The sequence below is a fragment of the Sorangium sp. So ce128 genome (genome assembly GCF_051525245.1).
GTDB classification, from domain to species: Bacteria; Myxococcota_A; Polyangia; order Polyangiales; family Polyangiaceae; genus Sorangium; species Sorangium cellulosum_B.
This window is the reverse complement of the sequence record NZ_CP150313.1, coordinates 7,993,927-8,011,026: the sequence shown is the minus strand read 5'-3', so window position 1 is coordinate 8,011,026 and position 17,100 is coordinate 7,993,927. Positions and strand designations below refer to the sequence as shown.

Sequence of the window (17,100 nt, the reverse complement as noted above, 5' to 3'; positions counted from 1 at the left end):
AGCGCCTCATGGGGCCCCCTTCCGGCCGCGCCTCGGCCGCCGGCGCCGCTCCCGGTTGAGCTTCAGATCAGATCTCGCTCGATCTTCTCCCGCCACTCACGGCTGTTTCAACCGCGGCCGCCATGTGACACGCACTGGGTCGCGACCTTCCTCTTGGTAAGGAGGTTCGTCCGCCAGTCGGGATCCAACTCCGGGACCGACAACGACAGGAGTTCAGTGTAGGCGGGATATGGGAGGCGCAGCTAGCCGCTCACCCCATCCCCCCGGACGCGGCGCAGCAGCGCCTCCGCGGGCTCGTAGCCCCGCCCCTCCGCGCGAGCCTGCGCCGCCTCGGTGGGGACGAGCTCTCCGGAGAACGCCCTGGCGAGGATCGTGTGCGGGAGCCTGTCGGCCCGGGCCGCGGCGCGGGCCACGCGCTCCTCGACCTCGCTGGCGAGCGCGAAGAGCGCCTGTGCGCGGCGGACGATCTCCGCCTGCTCCTCCGCCGGCGGCACCGACACGGGGATGCCGTTGAGCGCCGCCTGCGTGAGCTTCGGCTGGGCCGAGCCGGTCACGTGGTGCTGCAGGTCGAGCGAGTTCAGGAGCAGCTCGAGGTACCCGAGGACCACGCCGGCCTTCGGTTGGACCACATGAGCATGGTTGTTCACCCAGAACCTCCCGCTCGCGGCGAACGCCACCCGGGTGTTCCTCGACAGGAGGTTCGCGCCGTCCTCGGCGATCAGCAGGTAATCGCCGTCGAACAGGTAGCCATCGATCGAGTCGATGACCCCCGACGCGCCGTAATACGGATATGGCCCCCGGCGCCTCGCTCGAACCGCGGAGCTCACGGGGACGCGTCGGCCATCGTGGTTGTCCACCAGGGCGCCGAACGCGCAGCGGACCCAGGACGGCGGCAGGGGACGCTCCGGACCGTCGCTGCTCGCCCCGGGCGCGGCCGGCGCCGACGTCGAGCAGCGCGGCGGGGGCTCCGCCGGTCCCGCGGGCGGCGCGGCGGCGCCCGGCGCGCGCAGGTCCTCGGTGAGCCTCCCCGAGCACGCCGCCCCCAGCACGGCCTGCCGGAGCCGCCGGAGGAGCAGCGACGACCTCGCCAGCCGGGCCTTCGCCGCGTCTACCTCGCCGAGCAGGGCCTCGGCCTTCGCGACGATGCGGCGCTGCTCGGGGAGGGGAGGCAGAGAGAAGGGCCGCTCGAACGTCTCGCGCACCTTCACGAACGGCTGCGCGGAGCCGCCCTTCACCCAGAATCCCTCGTCGTTGAGGTGGAGGAACAGGTATCCGACGTCGATGGCCCGCTCATCCGGCCAGACCACATGGGTGTTCGCGATCGCCGACCACCGCCCGCGCGCCTTGAACGCCTTCCCGCACCGCGTCCCCACGGCGGAGACCACGATCGCCTCGCCCTCGTGCTCCCAGCCGTCGCACCACACGTCGGGGCCGGCGGCGCTGAACCCCTGGTAGCGCCCTGGCCGCTGCTCGGCGTGGAGCTTCCCCTTGATGAGCTTCGAGCTCCCGCTCCGGTGCGAGCAGATCGACGCGAGCGTCGTCTCGGCCCACCCCTCGGGCAGCGGCCCGCTCACGCCTCCGCCGCCTTCGCCCCGCCCTCGAGCAGCGCGAGCACGCGGTTCAGCGCGGCGACCGCCTCCGTCAGCTCCTGGAGGGCGTCGGTCGCAAGCTCCTCCGGCTCGGGCGGCTCGCCGGCCTCGTCGAGCGACTCCTCCCTGAGCCACCTCAGCCCGTCGAGCTTGAACTCTCGCTCCTTCACCTCGCGGAGCTCGAAGCTGCGGAATCGACCCTCGCTGGAGCTCGCCGCCTCGCGCACGCCGCGCCCGTCGGGGTCGCCGCCGTAGCACCGCTCGAACTCCGCGAAGTGCGCCGGGGAGAGCGGCCGGCCCTTCTTGGTGATCGACGGGACGCCCGTCCGGGCGTCGTAGATCCAGACCCTCTCCGTCGCGCGGCCCTTCGTGAAGAAGACGACGTTGGCCTTCACCCCGGCGCTGTACGGCGTGAAGGTCCCGTGCGGCAGGCGGAGCACCGTGTGCAGGTCGCAGCCCCTGGCGAGGATCTCCAGCACCGCGCCTGCCTGGTCGGCGAACAGGCAATGGTCCGGCAGGACCATCGCCGCCCGGCCGCCCGGCGTCAGGATCGTCAGCACGTGCTGGATGAAGTTGAGCTGCTTGTTCGCGGTCGCGATCGCGAAATCCTCGCGGCGCGGCGTCTCGTAGGCCCCCTTCGTGCCGAACGGCGGGTTCGTCAGGATCACGTCGAACCGATCGTCCGGCTGCGGGGCGTCGAGCGAGTCGCCGAGGGTGATCCTCGGCTCGATCCCGTGGAGGTACAGGTTCATCAGGGCGAGCCGGCGGGGGCGCGCGACGAGCTCCTGGCCGAAGAACGCCCCGGCCTTGATCCGGCGCGCCGCCTCCCGGTCGAGCGCCCCCCGCGCCTCGGCCTCGATCCACTCCCAGGCGGCGACAAGGAAGCCCCCGGTGCCGCACGCCGGGTCGCACAGCGCGAAGCCCGGCTTCCCCTGCGGATCGGGCCTGATGCACCGCACGATCGACTGGATCAGGGCGCGGGGCGTGAAGTACTGCCCCGCGCCCTTCTTGCCCTCGGCGGCGGCCTTCTCCAGGAGGCCCTCGTACGCCGCGGCCTGGATGTCCACGCCGAGGCGCGTCCACTCGATCTCGTCGATGAGGTCGACGAGCTTCCCGAGGCTCGCGGGGCTCTTGAAGCGCGGCTGCGAGCCCGCGTAGATCTCCCCGAGGACGCCGGGGGCTCCGTCGAGGGATCGGAGGACGTCGGCGTAGCGGTCGAGCAGCGCTTGCCCGCTGCGCGCGCGCAGCGCGGGCCAGGAGCAGTCTGTCGCGTCGGCCTCGCCGCGGGGCGTCCTGTGCTCGACGCGCGAGAGATCGATGCCTCGCTCGGCGGCCATCTTCAGGAAGAGCAGGTAGGTGATCTGCTCGATGTAGTCCCCGTGGTCGATGCCGTCGTGGCGGAGCGTGTGGCAGAACCCCCAGAGCTTTCCAACAACGTCGGTCATGCGGCGGCGGCTTCGTTCGGGTCGTGGAGCGGGAAGGCGAGGCGCGGGAGGAGCCGGCTTACCACGGCCGGGCGCCTCACGGCGGCCGCCGCGCTCGTCCATGGCGCTGGGACGCGCCGCCGCCGATGTACTAGGCTCGTCCCGTGCCGCGCGCCCTCACCTCGCTGCTCGCGCTTTTCTTGCCGCGATTGCCCCGATCGCCGCGGCTGCCGCTGCCGCTTCTGTCGCTCTTGCCGCTGTCCGGCTTCGCCTGCGCGTCGTCCTCGCTCCCCGATCCCAAGGAGGCGGTGCAGGTCTACGCCGACGCGGCGGCGCGCGGCGACGCCGACGCCATCTACGGCATGCTGAGCGACAAGAGCCGCACCGCGATGTCGCGCGACGAGGTGCGGCGGCGCGTCGCCGAGGCGCGCGCCGAGCTCGCGGAGCAGGCGCGCAGCGTCACGGCGCCCGGGGTCGTGGTCAAGACCCGCGCCCGCGTCCGCTACCCGGACGGCGAGATCGCGACCCTCGAGCTCGACGAGCGCGAGCGCGCCTTCCGGATCTCGGCCGCCGACGCGCTGCCTGCGGGGGGCCGCACCCCCGAGCAGGCCCTCGAGCAGCTCCGCCGCGTCCTCGCGCGCCGCAGCTACGCCGGCCTGCTGCGCGTCCTCACGCCGGCCACGCGCGCCGCCATCGAGGGCGACCTCCGCTCGCTCGTCGAGGGGCTCGCTCAGCCCGAGGGGCTAGAGGTCCGGATTGCCGGCGACTCCGCGACGGTGCAGATCCCGGGTGGGCACGAGGTGAAGCTCCGGCGCGAGGCGGGCGTATGGCGGGTCGAGGACTTCGATTGAGACGATGGCTCGGCCGGCTCGGCGCTCGCCGGTCGTGCGGCCGGGGCGGTGAGGCGGCGCTGCCGCCCTCGCGCCCCGCCGCCTCGGCCCGGCCGCGGCGCCTCGCGGCCGCGGCGCTGGTGCTCGTCTCCGCGCTGCTCCTCCTCGCGGTGCCGCGCCCCGTGCGCGCCTTCGGCGAGGAGGGGGCGTGGAACCCGCGGCCGCTGCTGACGGGCGACGCGCGATGGGAGGGGGTGCGCGCCACCGCCCCCGCGCGCTGGTCGTTCGAGCTGGAGCGGCGGACGAGCGCGCCGGCGCGCCGCAACCCGACAACGGTCCGCGCCGACGACCCGGCGCTGCTCGCCGAGCCGTTCGCGCTCTGGGGCGGCGAGGGCGATCTCCCGCCGCTCACCGAGCGCGAGGTCTTCGGCCTGCGCCGCTTCCTCGCGCTCGGCGGCGTGCTCCTCGTCGACGACTTCGCCCCGGGCAGCGGCGCGTTCGGCCGCGCCGCGCGGCGCGAGCTCGCCCGCGTCCTGCCGGAGGGCTCTCCCATCCCGATCGGCACGGAGAACGTCGTCTTCCGCTCCTTCTATCTCCTCCCGCGCGCCGTCGGCCGCGTCGAGGGCCCGCCGAAGCTCTCCGCGATCGTGCGCGGCGGCATGCCGCAGGTGATCTTCTCCGACCACGACCTCGCCGGCGCCCTGGCGCGCTCGGAGGGCGGGGGGCCGAGCGTCGAGGTCACGCCCGGGGGCGAGGCGCAGCGGGAGCGCGCGTTCCGCCTGGCCGTGAACATCGCGATGTACGTGCTCTGCTCGAACTACAAGGACGACCAGGTGCACGCGCCGTTCCTGATGCGCCGCCGCGCCATCGACGACAACCGACCCCGCTCCGCGCCTGCGCGGCCGTGAGGCGCGATGACATCGGGTCGCCTCGCCGCTGCGCCGAAGCTGGTCTGGCAGGACGACCACTTCACCGTGCTGTTCGACGCGTCCCTGCACGTCGTCTGGACCGTCCGCAGCTCCAGGCCGTTCGTGTCGCTGGAGGAGATCGAGGCCGTGATGGGAGAGCTCATCCGCGTCCTCGACCGGCTGGGCCGCTCCCATCACGCCCTCTTCGTCGACGTCCGCGCCGTCCCCGGCAGGAACGATCCGTCGTTCGAGGCGACGATGAAGCGCTTCCGACCGCACTGGCTGCGGGGCTTCCGGCGGGTCGGCGTGCTCGTGCAGAGCGTCGTCGGCGCGCTCCAGATCCAGCGCTTCGCGAGGGATGACGGCATCGAGCGGCTGATCACGAGCGATGAGGCCGCGCTCCTCCAGTACCTCACGCAGGAGGGCTGAGCGGCCAGGAGCTCCGGTGTCTGGCCGCGCTCAGCTACCGTCTGGCGTGGCGGAGGGCGTGCGCGATGCCGCTTTGCAGCGTGCTCAGCGTCGTGATCCCGGAGAGATCCACGCCGAGCGTGACGAGCGTCTGCGCCACCTCCGGGCGGACGCCGGTGAGCACCACGCGGGTGCCGAGCAGCTGGGCGGCGCGCGCGGTGCGCGTCAGCGCGTCAGCGACGTGCGTATCGACGGCGCGCACGCCCGTGATGTCCAGGATCGCCGTGTGGGCGCCCTGGCTGCTGATGCCGGAGAGCAACGTCTCCATGATCTGCTCCGCGCGCCCGCTGTCGATCGTCCCGACGAGCGGCATCGCGACCACCCGGTCGGCGAGCGGGATGAGCGGCGTGGACAGCTCCCGGAGGGCGGCCTGCTGCGCGAAGATGATCTCCTCCTGCAGCGTGGCCCGCTCCGCCTCCGCGCGCTTCAGCGACGTGATCTCGGTCACGATGCCGCCCATGCCTATCGGCGTCCCGCGCTCGTCGTGGATCGGGAATTTGACCGTGAAGAAATGGTGTTGAACGCCGCCTATCGGCACCACCTCCTCGAACTGCATGACCTGCCCGCCGGTGAGCACCTCTCGCTCCTTCGCCACGATCATCGCGGTGGCCGCGGGGTCCAGGGCGCCCAGCTCGAACTCATCCCGGCCGATGAGCTCGAGGACGTGCCTCTGCATCGTCTGCGCATGCATGCGGTTGGCCAGGACGTAGCGCCCCGCGGTGTCCTTGACGAAGATGGAGCTGCGCGCGTTGTCCACCAGCTGCAGGAGCAGCTGGTATCGCCCCTGCACCGTCTTCTCCCTCCGCTGCCGGTCGCTGGTGTCATCGACGAGCGCCGCGATCTCGCGCGCGTCGCCTCGGCCGTCGCGCAGCACGGCGTAGGTCCACCGGCAGAGGAACGCGTGATCTCCCTTCGTCCTGCACTCGCTCGTGGTCGCGGCGAAGCGGCTCTCCTCCCGGGCGAAGTCGAACGTCCGGGCCGCGGCGGCGGACACGGGGACGGCGCCCACGAGGTCGGCCAGCCGGCGGCCGACGGCCTCGCTCGCGCTCCAGCCGAAGAGGCGCTCGGCGCTGTCGTTCCAGTACGTCACCGCGCCGTCCAGGCGCCACTGGATCACCGCCGGCACCGCCGTGGGAAGCCCCTCGAGCGCGTCGAGGGCCTCCACGTCTGCCGTGCCTTCCGGCGCCGCTGCGCTCTGTGCGTGACCGTTGGAGCGCTCCGCCAGCGCCTTCTCCAGCGCCTCGACGCGCGCGCGCAGCGCCGTGTTCTCTGCCCTGAGCCGCCCGGCCTCGTCCAGCTCTTCGCGCATCGTCACAAGGGTTCGAGCCTACGCGCGGCGTACCCGGCGTTTCAAGGTGGCTCACCGTTGTTCGAGGTCGCCCGAGAGGTCGCAGCAACGGCGCCGGGCTGGGACACTCCGCCACGATGTACTAGGCTCCGCGCGTGCCACGCGCCCTCGACTCGCTGCCCGCGCTGTCGCTCTCCCACGCCGGCGTTGCGAGCGGGACTCCCTCTTCTCGCGCGCTTCCCGCGCTTCTCTCGCTCCCGGAGCGGCAGTGACCCGGAGCTTCGCGCCCTCGGGCGACCTCTCGTCGCCGGTCGTCGCCGTCGCCTGCGTCGTCGCGGCCCTGAGCTTCGGCCTGCTCGTGCTCGAGCTCGTCCGCGCGCGCGGGCGAGCCGCCGGGGCGGTGGGCGCCGCGCCCGCGCGCGCGGCGCTCGGCACGGCGCTCACGGGCGCGCTCGCCGTGCTCGGCCTGCTCGCCGCCATCCTCCGCCCGGTCGCGGTCACGTCGCGCGGGAGCCTCGTCGGCCCCAAGGTCGTGGTGCTGGTCGACGGCTCCCGATCCATGGACCTGCCGGGCGTCGCGGGGACCCGCCGCGACAGCGCCGAGCGCGCGCTCGAGGAGCTCGGGAAGCGCGCCGACGTCCGGCTCTCCCGCTACGTGTTCGGCGAAGGGGCGCCGCTGCCGGCCGACGGGCAGGCAGGCGAAGGCGCTGGCGCCGCGCCGGCGCCGGGCGGGAGCGCTGGCGCCGCGCCGGCGGCCGACAGGGACGCGGGGGCGCCGGCCGCCGCCCCCGGGTCGGCCGCGGCGCCCGCGTCGCCCGCGCGAGGCCGGCCGCAGCGCCGCTCGGACCTCAGCGCCGCGCTCGAGGCGCTCGCCCGCGCCGCCGACGAGCGGCCGTCGGCGTTCGTCGTCGTCTCCGATGGCCGGCTCGACCGCCCGGGCTCCGACGACACCGCCGCGGCGACGCGGGCAGCGCTGGAGGGGCTCGACGTCCCGGTGCACACGGTCGCGGTGGCGACCGAGTCCGTGCGCGACGCCGGCGTCCGCGCGGTCCGGACCTCCGGCGCCGCGGTCGCCCACCAGCCGCTCTCGCTCCGCATCGACATCGGCTGCAGCGGCGGCCTCGCGTGCGACGCCGTCCCTGTCGTGGCCCGCGAGCTGCGCGAGCAGGGCGCGCCCACGACGCTCGCCACGGGCACGGCGCACGTCGAGGGCGGCGTCGGCACGGTCGAGCTCGGCGTGACGCTCGACCGCGCCGGCACCCGCATCCTGGAGGTGTCGATCAAGGCGCCGGACGGCGACGAGCTCCCCGAGAACGACGTCCGGTACATCACGCTCGACGTCGCGCGCGACCGCATCCGGGTGCTCCACGTGGCGGGCCGGCCGACGTACGACGTGCGCGCGCTCCGGATGTGGCTCAAGGCCGACGCCTCGGTCGACGTCGTGGCCTTCTTCATCCTGCGCACGCCCGGCGACGAGGTGAACGCGTCGTCGGACGAGCTCGCGCTGATCCCGTTCCCGGTCGACGAGCTCTTCAGCGTCCACCTCTCGAGCTTCGATGCGGTCGTCCTGCAGGACTTCGACGCCGCGCCGTACGGCCTGACCAAGCACCTCCCGGCGCTGGCCCAGTATGTCGACAAGGGCGGCGGGCTCATCATGGTGGGCGGCCCGAACGCCTTCGTGTCGGGCAACTATGCGCGCACGCGGCTCGCCCGCGTCCTGCCGGTGGATCTCGACATCGGCCGCGCGCCCAAGGTGGATCTCGGCGCCTTCGTGCCGCGCATCACCGCCGCGGGCCGCGCGGCGCCGGTGCTCGCGCCGCTGCTCGCGCTGATCGGCGACGAGATGCCGGAGATGCCGGGGACCAACGTCGTCGGCGATCCGCTCCCCGGGGCGACGGTGCTCATGACGCACCCGACCCGCACGACGGCCTCGGGCGCGCCGATGCCGGTGCTCTCGCTGGGCGAGCACGAGAGCGGCCGGACGATCGCGCTGACGCTCGACGGCAGCCACCGCCTGCTCTTCAGCGCGTTCGCCTCGAGCTCCGCGGGCCGCGCGCACGGCGCGTTCTGGGACGCCCTTCTCGGCTGGCTCATGCGCGATCCGCGCTTCGAGCCTGCCGCGATCGAGCCGCGCGGCGGATGCCTCGCGGGCGAGGAGACGGCGCTCGTGCTGCGCCCCCTCGCCGGGCAGCGCGGCGAGGCCAGGGTGACCATCGCGCGCCTCGGCAGCGGCGCGGTCGTGAAGACGTTGACCGCGCCGATCGGCGAGGGCGGCGAGCCGGTCGAGCTCGCCGCCGGTCGCCTCGAATCCGGGGGTTATTCGGCCACGGTGGAGATCGTCCCGGAAGGCGCCGCTGGCGACGGGGGTGACCAGAAGCGGGCGACGACGCGGCGCGACTTCGCGTGCGAGCGCGGCGGCGACGAGTGGGCCGATCCCCGCCCCGACGTCGCCCGCCTGGAGGAGATCGCCCGCGCGACGGGCGGCGCGTCGGTGCTCCCGTCGGGCGCCGGCTCGCTGTCGCTGCCTGCGGCGACGCAGGTGGCGGCCGAGCGCCACGTCGCGCCGCTCCTGCCCCCCTGGGCCTGGACGCTGGCGGCGGCCGCGGCGCTCGGCGCGCACTGGATCGTGCGCCGGCGCGGGGGCCTCGCCTGAGGCGAGGGCGCCGGCCGGAACCCTGGTCTCGTCTCAAGGGAGCGACGGCTTCTCGAGCGGATCGGCCTTGTCGCCGACCCAGACCCTCAGCACCCCGAAGTGCGCGGGGTTCCTGGTGAAGCTCGCGTGATTCACGATGAGCAGCGTCTGCGCCGGGTCGTTGAAGGCCACGTTGGCGGGGGCGTCGAGGGGAATCTCGTCCCCTGGTGCGCTCTCGATGCGCGATTCCTCGACCCCGTCCTCGTCGAGCACCGAGATTGCGTTGGCCGCCGCGAGCGTGACATAGAGCTTCCCCGACTTGCCGAACGCGAACCCGTCGGGCGCCTCGCCAGCATCGTAGTCGTGGACCAGCTCCAGATCGGCCTCTTCGGGGGCTTCGACGAGGGGGAGCCGGTAGATGGACCCCAGGCTCGTGTCCGACGGGGAGAACGTCACCGAGAAATAGACGTGCTCCCGCTCCGGATCGAGCCGGATCCCGTTCACGCCGATCGGCAGGTCGCCGCTGCCGACGAGGGCGGAGCTCTGGAACCAGATCTCCGGCGCGCCGCCCCCGGGCGGGTAGCGGAAGATCGTCGCCTGCAGCGAGTCGGTCACATACGCGTACCCCTCCTCGTCGAAGGCGATATCGTTCGGTATCGGCGGCGTCGGGAAGGGCGTCGGCGAGCACGCCTCTCCCGGCGCGGCCATCACGCACGCCGGCAGATCCGGCAGCGGATCGCCGTAGCTCTCCTGAACATATCCGTGTCCAGTCTTCGTGAAGCGCAGGAGGCCGAGCTGCGTGCTGAGCGCGTAGACCCGGCCATCGTCGTCGACGGCGATGCAGCTCAGCGCGTGCTCGTCGGCGAGCGCCTCGCCCGCCACCTCGATCGTGTTCTTGTGGACTTTGCTGTCCCTGTCGAATACGTCGATGGTCGACGGGCCTTGACCTGCGGTGCCGAACGTCGCTGGGCCGGAGACGTAGACCCGATTCCCATGGACCGCGATGCCTTCGGGGAACCCCGGAGCCGCCGGAACCGTCGCGAACGTCTTGATCTCGCCGTAGCATCCCCCCTGCGCCAGCGCCGGACCCGGTATCAGCGGCGACACCGCGGAGAGGAGCGCCAGCGCGCCGCAAGCCAACCATTTTCCGTTGGAGTGCGATAATTTTGACGTGACGGATTGCGACATGTGACCTCCAGGGGTCCATGGTTGCCGGACCGGAGTTGTCGAAATAGGTCGCGTCCAGAAGCCAAAGTGCAAATTGCCTGGCTTTGTCAGGCTGAGGACGCGGCCATGATAGCTGGAGTATATGCGGTTGAGCTGATTGGCTGTCGAGTCGAAATTCTTCGGTTCATGAAATATCAGGGAGGCAGCTGCCTGGCTGACCGGCCCCGCGTCGCCCGCGTCGCCCGCGTCATGTTTCACATGTGTGTCCGCGTAGTTGCGCGCTTGCGCCCTGCCTGCACAGCGCGGTCACGTCAGTCCACGTTGGTTCACGTCAGTCCACGTCGGTTCACGTCAGTTCACGTCAGTCCACGTCGGTTCACGTCAATCCACGTCAATCCACGTTATTTACGTAGTGCACGTGGCGACAGATGTGTGCAACGGGCGGAGAACGCGTCCTGGCCGCATGTCGGTGAATGCTGCCGAATGTTCCCGAAGGCCATTCAGCATCTGGCGCGCGGCGGTCCCCGCGGTCGAGGTGTCGCGCTAAGGCTGCGTCGGCCAGGCGACGCGCGTCGGCACGAGCCGGGGCTCGACGGTCCCGTCGCCCAGCTCGCCGTTGCTGTTGTCACCCCAGCAGAGCATCTCGCCCGTGCGCTTGAGCGCGCAGCTGTGGTCATCGCCGAGGGCCAGCTCGACCACGTCGGTCAGCGCGAGCGGCTCCGGAAGGAGCCCCGGATCCTGCGTGCCGTTGCCGAGCTGCCCCTTCGCGTTGTCGCCCCACATGAGCACCTCGCCGCCCGCCAGCACCGCGCCGGAGTGCCTCGCGCCGAGCGAGATCCGGGTCACGTCCACGAGGTCCGAGATCTTCCGGGGATTCGCCTCAGGGTTCACGACGCCAGTCCCGAGGCGGAACTGCTCTCCCTTGCCCCAGCAGGAGGCCACGCCGCGCGCCGGCGCGGCGCACGTGTGCAAGGCGCCCGCGGCCGTGAGCGCGACGCTGGTGAGGCCCGCGACGGGCTGCGGGGTGCTCTGCTGGTTGAAGTTGCCGAGGCCGAGCTGGCCGCTCTCGTTGTAGCCCCAGCAGTTCATCGTGCGCTCGCCCATCCGCTCGATCATGCCCGCGCAGGTGTGCGAGAGGCCGGCGCTCACGGAGTCCACGCCGTCCAGCATCACGGTGGGCTCGACCCGATCGACCTCGTCGCCGTAGCCCAGCTGGCCGGAGCTGCCCTCGCCCCAGCAGTAGAGCTCGTGCGACGCCGTCACCGCGCAGGTATGGGTCCCGCCGACGGCGACCTGGGTCGCGCCCGCGAGCTCCTTGGCGCGCACGGGGGAAGGGGAGTTCGTCGCCTCGCCGTCGCCGAGCTGTCCGCTGTTGCCCGCGCCCCAGCACGCCACCGCGCCGTCGGTCAGCACCGCGCAGGTGTGCGCGCGCCCCGACGAGATGCTCGCCGCGACCCTGGCGGCGCCGCTGAGGCCCATGACCGGCCTCGGGATCGGTCGATCCTGCTGCAGCGTCCCGTCGCCGAGGTTGCCCCAGGTGTTGCTGCCCCAGCACCAGACCGAGCTGTCGCTGAGCACCGCGCACGTGTAATCCGTGCCGGCCGCGATGTGCGTGGGCACGACGCAAACGCCCCGTACGCACTGGCCGCCGCAGGGCTTGTCGCACCTGCCGCAGTGCGCGGTGCTCGTGAGGAGGTCCACCTCGCAGGCGTTCTCGGGGTCCTTGTCGCAGTTGCCGCGGTTCTCCTCGCACGCTGGCGACTGGCAGACGCCGTCCTGGCAGGTCGGCTCGCCGCCGAAGGTCGGGCAGGCGACGTCGCACGCGCCGCAGTGCTGCGCGTCCGTCATCGGGTCGACGCATGCGTCACCGCAGACCATGCCGCCTCCAGGACACCCACCGCCGCTCCCGCCGCTCCCGCCGCTCCCTCCGCCGGTGCTCGAGCTCGTCGACGCGTCGGGCGGGCGCGCCGTGAACTCGTCGCCGCACGCGGCAAAGGCGATGGCGACGGCGGCAGGCATGTACGCCGCCGCGAGGGGCAGCAAGGCGAACGGGAGCCGGCTGGCCCGAGGTCGATGCGTGGAAGCCATGGAGGGCGTTCTTCCCTTGCGTTGAGGCGCGGCTGCGCCACGAGGCGCGGCGTGCGACATTCTAGACGAAGTCGCGCGCAGAGATCTCTCGCCGCGCGCCGCGCGCGGGGCGCCCGTCGCGCCGCTCAGCGCGTCGCGCCGCTCAGCGCGTCGCGACGAGCACCTCGTCGATCGGCGGCGCCTTCTCGAGCACGCCGAGGTCCACGAGCTGCTTCGCGAGCGTCTCCCAGCGCTCGCTGGTCATCACGCCGAGGCCCTTCTCCTTGGTCTCGGTGGTCTCGATCAGCGGCCGCTGCGCCTCGGCCGCGGCGACGAAGGTCTCCGCGTCCATCGAGGTGTTGAGCTTGGCCATGATCTCGTTGGACCGCGTCGGATCTTGGAGGTATGTGCGCCAGCCCTCGCGCGTCGCGCGGACGAACGCGCGGACGCGCTCCGGGTTCTCCTTCCAGAGGGCTGCGCGCGTGATCACGACCACGACGTACGGGTTGAACCCCTCGCTGGCCACCAGGAACGCGGCGGGATCGCTCCCCTTGCGCTTGGCCGCGATCGGCTCGGCGGTGATGAAGCACTGCTGGGAGAAGTCCTTGTCGGCGACGAAGCGGGCGACGCCGCCGTCGTACGGCACGACCTTCACCTTGTTGAACCCGTACTTCTTCTTGAGGTACGCGGCGTAAGGCAGCCCCGGCTCGATCGCGAGCGTGCCCGACTTGAGGATGTCGGCGATGCTCTTCGCGCCGCGGCTCTCGTGGGTCATGATGGCCTGCGGCGAGGTCTGGAACACGGCGAAGAGGGGGAGCACGTCCGCGCCGCGGGCGCGGGCGGTGAGCACCTCGTCGGCGCCGGAGATGCCGAAATCCACCTGCCCGCCGGCCACCATCTGGACGACCGGCACGCCGGCGCCGCCGCCGAGAATCTCGACATCGAGCCCCTCCTTGGCGAACGCGCCCGACTCGCGCGCGGCGTAGAACCCGCCGAACTCGGGCTCCGGGACCCAGTTGAGGGCGAGCTTCACCTTCGCGGCCGGCGCGTCGGGGGCAGCCGCGGCGGGCGCGGCCGGCGCGCTCTGCGAAGGCGCGGCCGGCGCGCTTCCTTGCGGGGACGCGGACGAGGCGCGCCCGTCGCCTTCCGGCGACTGCGAGCGCGAGCACGCGGGGGCGAGGAGGGGGACGGCGGCGAGGGAGGCGAGGCGTCGCAGGAACAACCGGCGGCTGTCGGGGAAGTGCATCAGCGATTGATCTCCGAAGGATGCCAGCGCCGCAAGAGCCGCCTGCCGGCGAGGTCGACGGCGCCGAACAGCGCGAGGCCGAGCCCGGAGGCGAGCAGCACGGCGGCGAAGAGCAGATCCGTGCGCAGCTGGCGGTAGGCGGAGAGGACCAGGATGCCCAGGCCGGCGGCGTCCTCCGAGAAGCCGGCGACGAACTCCCCGACGATCGCGCCGATGACGGCGAGGCCCGCCGCGATCCGGAGCCCCGTCACGAGGTGGGGGAGCGCCGAGGGCAGCTCGAGCTTGCGGAGCGTGGCGAAGCGGCTCGCCCCGTAGAGCCGGAAGAGATCCCGCAGCGCGGGCTCGACGGAGCGCAGGCCCGCGAGCGTGTTCGCGATGACCGGGAACACGGAGACGATGAACGCCGAGACCGCGACCGCGCGCAGGCCGGGGCCGCACCAGAGCACGAGCAGCGGGGCAATGGCGACGATCGGGACGGTCTGCAGGAAGACGGTATAGGGATAGAGCGCCCTCTCGAGCGGGCGCGACGAGGCGAGCGTGATGGCGGCGAGCACGCCGACCGCGGCGCTGAGGAAGAAGCCCGCGAGCGCGGCCTTCGCCGTCGTGACGGTGCCGGCGAGCAGGGTGGCGGCGTTCACCGCGCCCGCCCGCGCCACGTCCGAGGGGGGCGGCAGGAGGTAGGCAGGGACGCTGAGCGCTCGGGCGAGCGCCTCCCAGAGCGCGAGAAGGATCACGAGCGCGGCGAGCGGCGGCGCGACGGCTTGGAGCGGGGTGGGTCGCACGGCTCGGCCTTCTCTAGCGCGAGGCCGCCGCGCCAGGAAGATGCTGCGGTGGAAGAAATCAGGCTCGTCCGTGGCCCGGCGCCGAGCGACGCGCGCGCCGAGCCACGGGAGAGGCGCGTGGGGAGCTTTGTCGAAGCGGGGTGTGAACCGCGCCGAGCGCGGCCCCGCTCGGTCCGGCTACTTGCCCTTCTTGGCGGGCGCGGCCGGAGCAGGCGACGCCTTGGCGGTCGCGGCTGCCTTCTTCTGGTTCTTATCCGCCGTGTCCTGCTTCTTCTGTCGCTCTTTGGCCTTCGGAGATTTGTCACCCATGGGAGCACCGCCTCGGTGGATGTGTTGGTGTCATCCGCCTTGACCGAGGCTAGCACCATCTCTCGTGGCGCAGTCACGAACTTTGTACTTCGCGAGCGCTTATGTCTCGGCTTCTCCGCGTCTCGTCTGGTCTCGTCTCGCCGCCTCGTCGGTTTGTCTCTCGGTCGCCTCTGGGTTGCCTCCCCCACCGACAGGCGGGGAAACCGTCGACGCGTTCGGCTGGGACCCTTGCTGGTTCCGGCGGATGGGTGGCCGCTGCGGGCGTCCACGACGTGAATCGCGCCGGCCTGGCGCTCGCGTGCGCGCGTCCTTCCGATGAGAGGCCGAGCGTGGCGCCGGCCTGGCGCTCGCGTGCGCGCGTCCTTCCGATGAGAGGCCGAGCGTGGCGCCGGCCTGGCGCTCGCGTGCGCGCGTCCTTCCGATGAGAGGCCGAGCGCGGCGCTCGCTGCCGCCGGGCTCGCTTGCCGGCATCGAGGGGCGGCGCTACGAAGGCGCCGCGTGTTCAAGGCCATCCTCTGGGACAACGATGGAGTCCTCGTCGACACCGAAGGGCTTTACTTCCAGGCGACGCGCGAGACGATCGCGTCGGCCGGCGTCGATCTCACCATCGACGACTATCGCCAGCTGTTCCTCGTCGAGGCGCGCGGCGCCTGGCACCTCGCCAGCGCTCGCGGGGTCGACGAGGCGGGCGTGCGGCGGCTGGCCGACGAGCGGGATCGCCGGTACCTCGAGCTCGTCGCGGGCGGAGACACGCTGTTGCCGGGCGTGCGAGAGGTCGTCACGGAGCTCGCCGCGCGCTTTCGTATGGCGATCGTCACGAGCAGCAAGCCCGAGCCGTTCCACCGAGCGCACGCGGCGACGGGCCTCCTGCGGTGGTTCGAGTTCGCGCTCACGCGGGATCAGTATGCGCGCGCCAAGCCGGATCCCGAGCCGTACCGGATCGCCTGCGAGCGGCTGGGGCTCGCGGCGCGCGATGTCCTCGTGATCGAGGACTCCGAGCGCGGGCTCCGGTCGGCCAAGGCCGCGGGCCTGACGTGCTGGGTCGTCCCGTCGCCGCTCACGGCGCCGTCGGACTTCACCGGCGCGGACGCGGAGCTCGGATCGCTGCGCGAGGTGCTCGCTCGCCTCCGAGGAGCGTGAGCTCGACCTCACGTTCGCGCGATGAGGTAGCTCACCGCGCCTGTGTGTGCGCGCCGCCACCGCGCTGCGTCGCCCCCACCCCTGGATTTTTGCACGCTGCACATCTGCTGGGTGCATGACCATCTGGCGGTTCACGAACGGTTCGTGGCACCTTCGGGCCCGTGGCTTCCGGTGACGGCATCTCGCTCATCGAGCTCGTCGTCCTCGGCTGGTCCTCGGCCACCGCGGCGCCGGCGCCGATCCCCATTCGCATCGACTTCGATGCCCCGGCGGACTGCTCGACCGCCGACCAGTTCTACGAGGGCCTCCGTGCCCGGTCGGACCGCGTGCGCCTCGCGGCTGACGGAGAGGACGGCTGGGGTGTCCGCGTCCGGTTGAGCCGCGGCGGGGCCGGGGTCCACGGCGAGCTGCGCGTCGTTCACGCAGGCGGCGAGACCGACACGCGGATCGTCGATGCCACGTCGTGCGACGTCGTGGTCCAGGCGCTCTCGCTCACCGCGGCGATCGCGCTCGACGAGGTGGTCGAGGTGACCGCGCCCCTCGCTCCCCCTGCGCCGCCGCCCGCTGTCCCCCCTGCGCCGCCGCCCGCCCCGCGAGAGGCGCCTCCGCTCAAGTTCGCGCTCGGCGCGCACGTGGTGGTGACCCAGGTTGTCGCACCTCATGCGAGCCTGGGCGCCGCCCTCGGTGCGCGGGTGACCCCGCACGTCGAGGGCCCGTTGAGCCCTTCGTTCGGCCTCTCGCTGATGTACGCGCGGAACGACCTGCTGTCGGGCGGCGACGCCCTCATCCAGTGGGCGGCCGCGGCCCTCTCCGCGTGCCCGGTGCGCTGGCAGCTCGGCCCTATCGTCAGCGCAGAGCCGTGCGTCGTCGCCGCCGGCGGCTGGCTCGCGGCGACGGGACGAGGTATCTCGAACCCGGAGTCCGCCGTGCGATCGTGGTGGAGCGCGGGAGGCTTCGCGCGCGCCGCTGCGCTCCTCGGCGGGGGCACCACCCTCGAGCTCGAGGCCGGCGTCCTCGTGCCGCTCGTTCACCGGCGGTTCACCATGGGGTGGTCTGCAGAAACCGTCGGCGAGACGCCGGTGATCTCGCCGCTCGTTGGCGTTGGAATCGTGCACAACTTCTAAGCCAGGATTCTGTGATCACTCCGACTCGCGCTGGGAATTATGACCCATGGACGGCATCCGGAAGCTGGGCCGCAGGCACGCTGCCCTCCCCGACCCGAGGACAATGTTCCGCTCTGGCTGTCGCCC

14 protein-coding genes are annotated in these 17,100 nt (G+C 72.6%); 6 read left to right on the top strand and 8 right to left on the bottom strand.

The features are described 5' to 3' along the window. Positions 1-242: 242 nt before the first annotated feature. Both WME82_RS30235 and WME82_RS30230 read right to left on the bottom strand, forming a co-directional pair. The gene (locus tag WME82_RS30235) at positions 243-1,574 is read right to left on the bottom strand and encodes a restriction endonuclease subunit S (RefSeq protein ID WP_438038146.1); all 1,332 of its coding nucleotides are present in this window, start codon (positions 1,572-1,574) and stop codon (positions 243-245) included. Next, positions 1,571-3,034, bottom strand: coding sequence for an N-6 DNA methylase (locus WME82_RS30230; RefSeq protein WP_438038145.1), 1,464 nt, complete (start codon positions 3,032-3,034; stop codon positions 1,571-1,573). The genes WME82_RS30235 and WME82_RS30230 overlap by 4 nt, the downstream gene beginning before the upstream one ends. Positions 3,035-3,177: 143 nt before the next feature. Here WME82_RS30230 and WME82_RS30225 point away from each other — a divergent pair, with 143 nt between their 5' ends. The 3 genes from WME82_RS30225 to WME82_RS30215 are packed head-to-tail and all read left to right on the top strand — an operon-like array spanning position 3,178 to position 5,180. Further along, positions 3,178-3,864, top strand: a complete 687-nt coding sequence (locus WME82_RS30225) for a hypothetical protein (RefSeq protein ID WP_438038144.1) — start codon at positions 3,178-3,180, stop codon at positions 3,862-3,864. Beyond that, positions 3,861-4,751 (top strand): DUF4159 domain-containing protein, encoded by an 891-nt coding sequence (locus tag WME82_RS30220; protein WP_438038143.1) that lies wholly within the window; start codon positions 3,861-3,863, stop codon positions 4,749-4,751. The genes WME82_RS30225 and WME82_RS30220 overlap by 4 nt, the downstream gene beginning before the upstream one ends. A 6-nt stretch (positions 4,752-4,757) precedes the next feature. Next, a complete protein-coding gene (locus WME82_RS30215) occupies positions 4,758-5,180 on the top strand; it encodes a hypothetical protein (protein ID WP_438038142.1) in 423 nt (140 codons plus the stop codon). A 34-nt stretch (positions 5,181-5,214) separates the two neighbouring features. Here the strand turns inward: WME82_RS30215 and WME82_RS30210 are convergent, their stop codons facing one another. Then, complete coding sequence (locus WME82_RS30210; protein WP_438044947.1) at positions 5,215-6,528, bottom strand: PAS domain-containing protein; 1,314 nt, start codon at positions 6,526-6,528, stop codon at positions 5,215-5,217. 247 nt (positions 6,529-6,775) lie between these two features. Here WME82_RS30210 and WME82_RS30205 point away from each other — a divergent pair, with 247 nt between their 5' ends. After that, complete coding sequence (locus tag WME82_RS30205; RefSeq protein WP_438038141.1) at positions 6,776-9,160, top strand: glutamine amidotransferase; 2,385 nt, start codon at positions 6,776-6,778, stop codon at positions 9,158-9,160. A 33-nt stretch (positions 9,161-9,193) separates the two neighbouring features. Here WME82_RS30205 and WME82_RS30200 read toward each other — a convergent pair whose 3' ends face one another. From WME82_RS30200 to WME82_RS30180, 5 genes are all read right to left on the bottom strand, one after another. Next, positions 9,194-10,279, bottom strand: coding sequence for an SMP-30/gluconolactonase/LRE family protein (locus WME82_RS30200; protein ID WP_438038140.1), 1,086 nt, complete (start codon positions 10,277-10,279; stop codon positions 9,194-9,196). 570 nt (positions 10,280-10,849) lie between these two features. Beyond that, positions 10,850-12,394, bottom strand: coding sequence for a hypothetical protein (locus WME82_RS30195; RefSeq protein ID WP_438038139.1), 1,545 nt, complete (start codon positions 12,392-12,394; stop codon positions 10,850-10,852). A gap of 142 nt (positions 12,395-12,536) precedes the next feature. Continuing rightward, positions 12,537-13,619, bottom strand: coding sequence for an ABC transporter substrate-binding protein (locus WME82_RS30190; protein WP_438038138.1), 1,083 nt, complete (start codon positions 13,617-13,619; stop codon positions 12,537-12,539). Further along, complete coding sequence (locus WME82_RS30185) at positions 13,619-14,401, bottom strand: ABC transporter permease (protein ID WP_438038137.1); 783 nt, start codon at positions 14,399-14,401, stop codon at positions 13,619-13,621. Before WME82_RS30185 ends, WME82_RS30190 begins: the two co-directional genes overlap by 1 nt. A gap of 177 nt (positions 14,402-14,578) precedes the next feature. Further along, entirely contained in the window at positions 14,579-14,710 is a 132-nt protein-coding gene (locus WME82_RS30180; RefSeq protein WP_437739971.1) for a hypothetical protein, read from the bottom strand. Positions 14,711-15,208: 498 nt separating this feature from the next. Here WME82_RS30180 and WME82_RS30175 point away from each other — a divergent pair, with 498 nt between their 5' ends. Further along, positions 15,209-15,850: an HAD family hydrolase gene (locus WME82_RS30175; RefSeq protein ID WP_437739970.1), complete on the top strand. Its 642-nt coding sequence runs from the start codon at positions 15,209-15,211 to the stop codon at positions 15,848-15,850. Positions 15,851-16,011: 161 nt separating this feature from the next. Then, positions 16,012-16,974, top strand: a complete 963-nt coding sequence (locus WME82_RS30170; protein ID WP_437850686.1) for a hypothetical protein — start codon at positions 16,012-16,014, stop codon at positions 16,972-16,974. Positions 16,975-17,100: the final 126 nt, after the last annotated feature.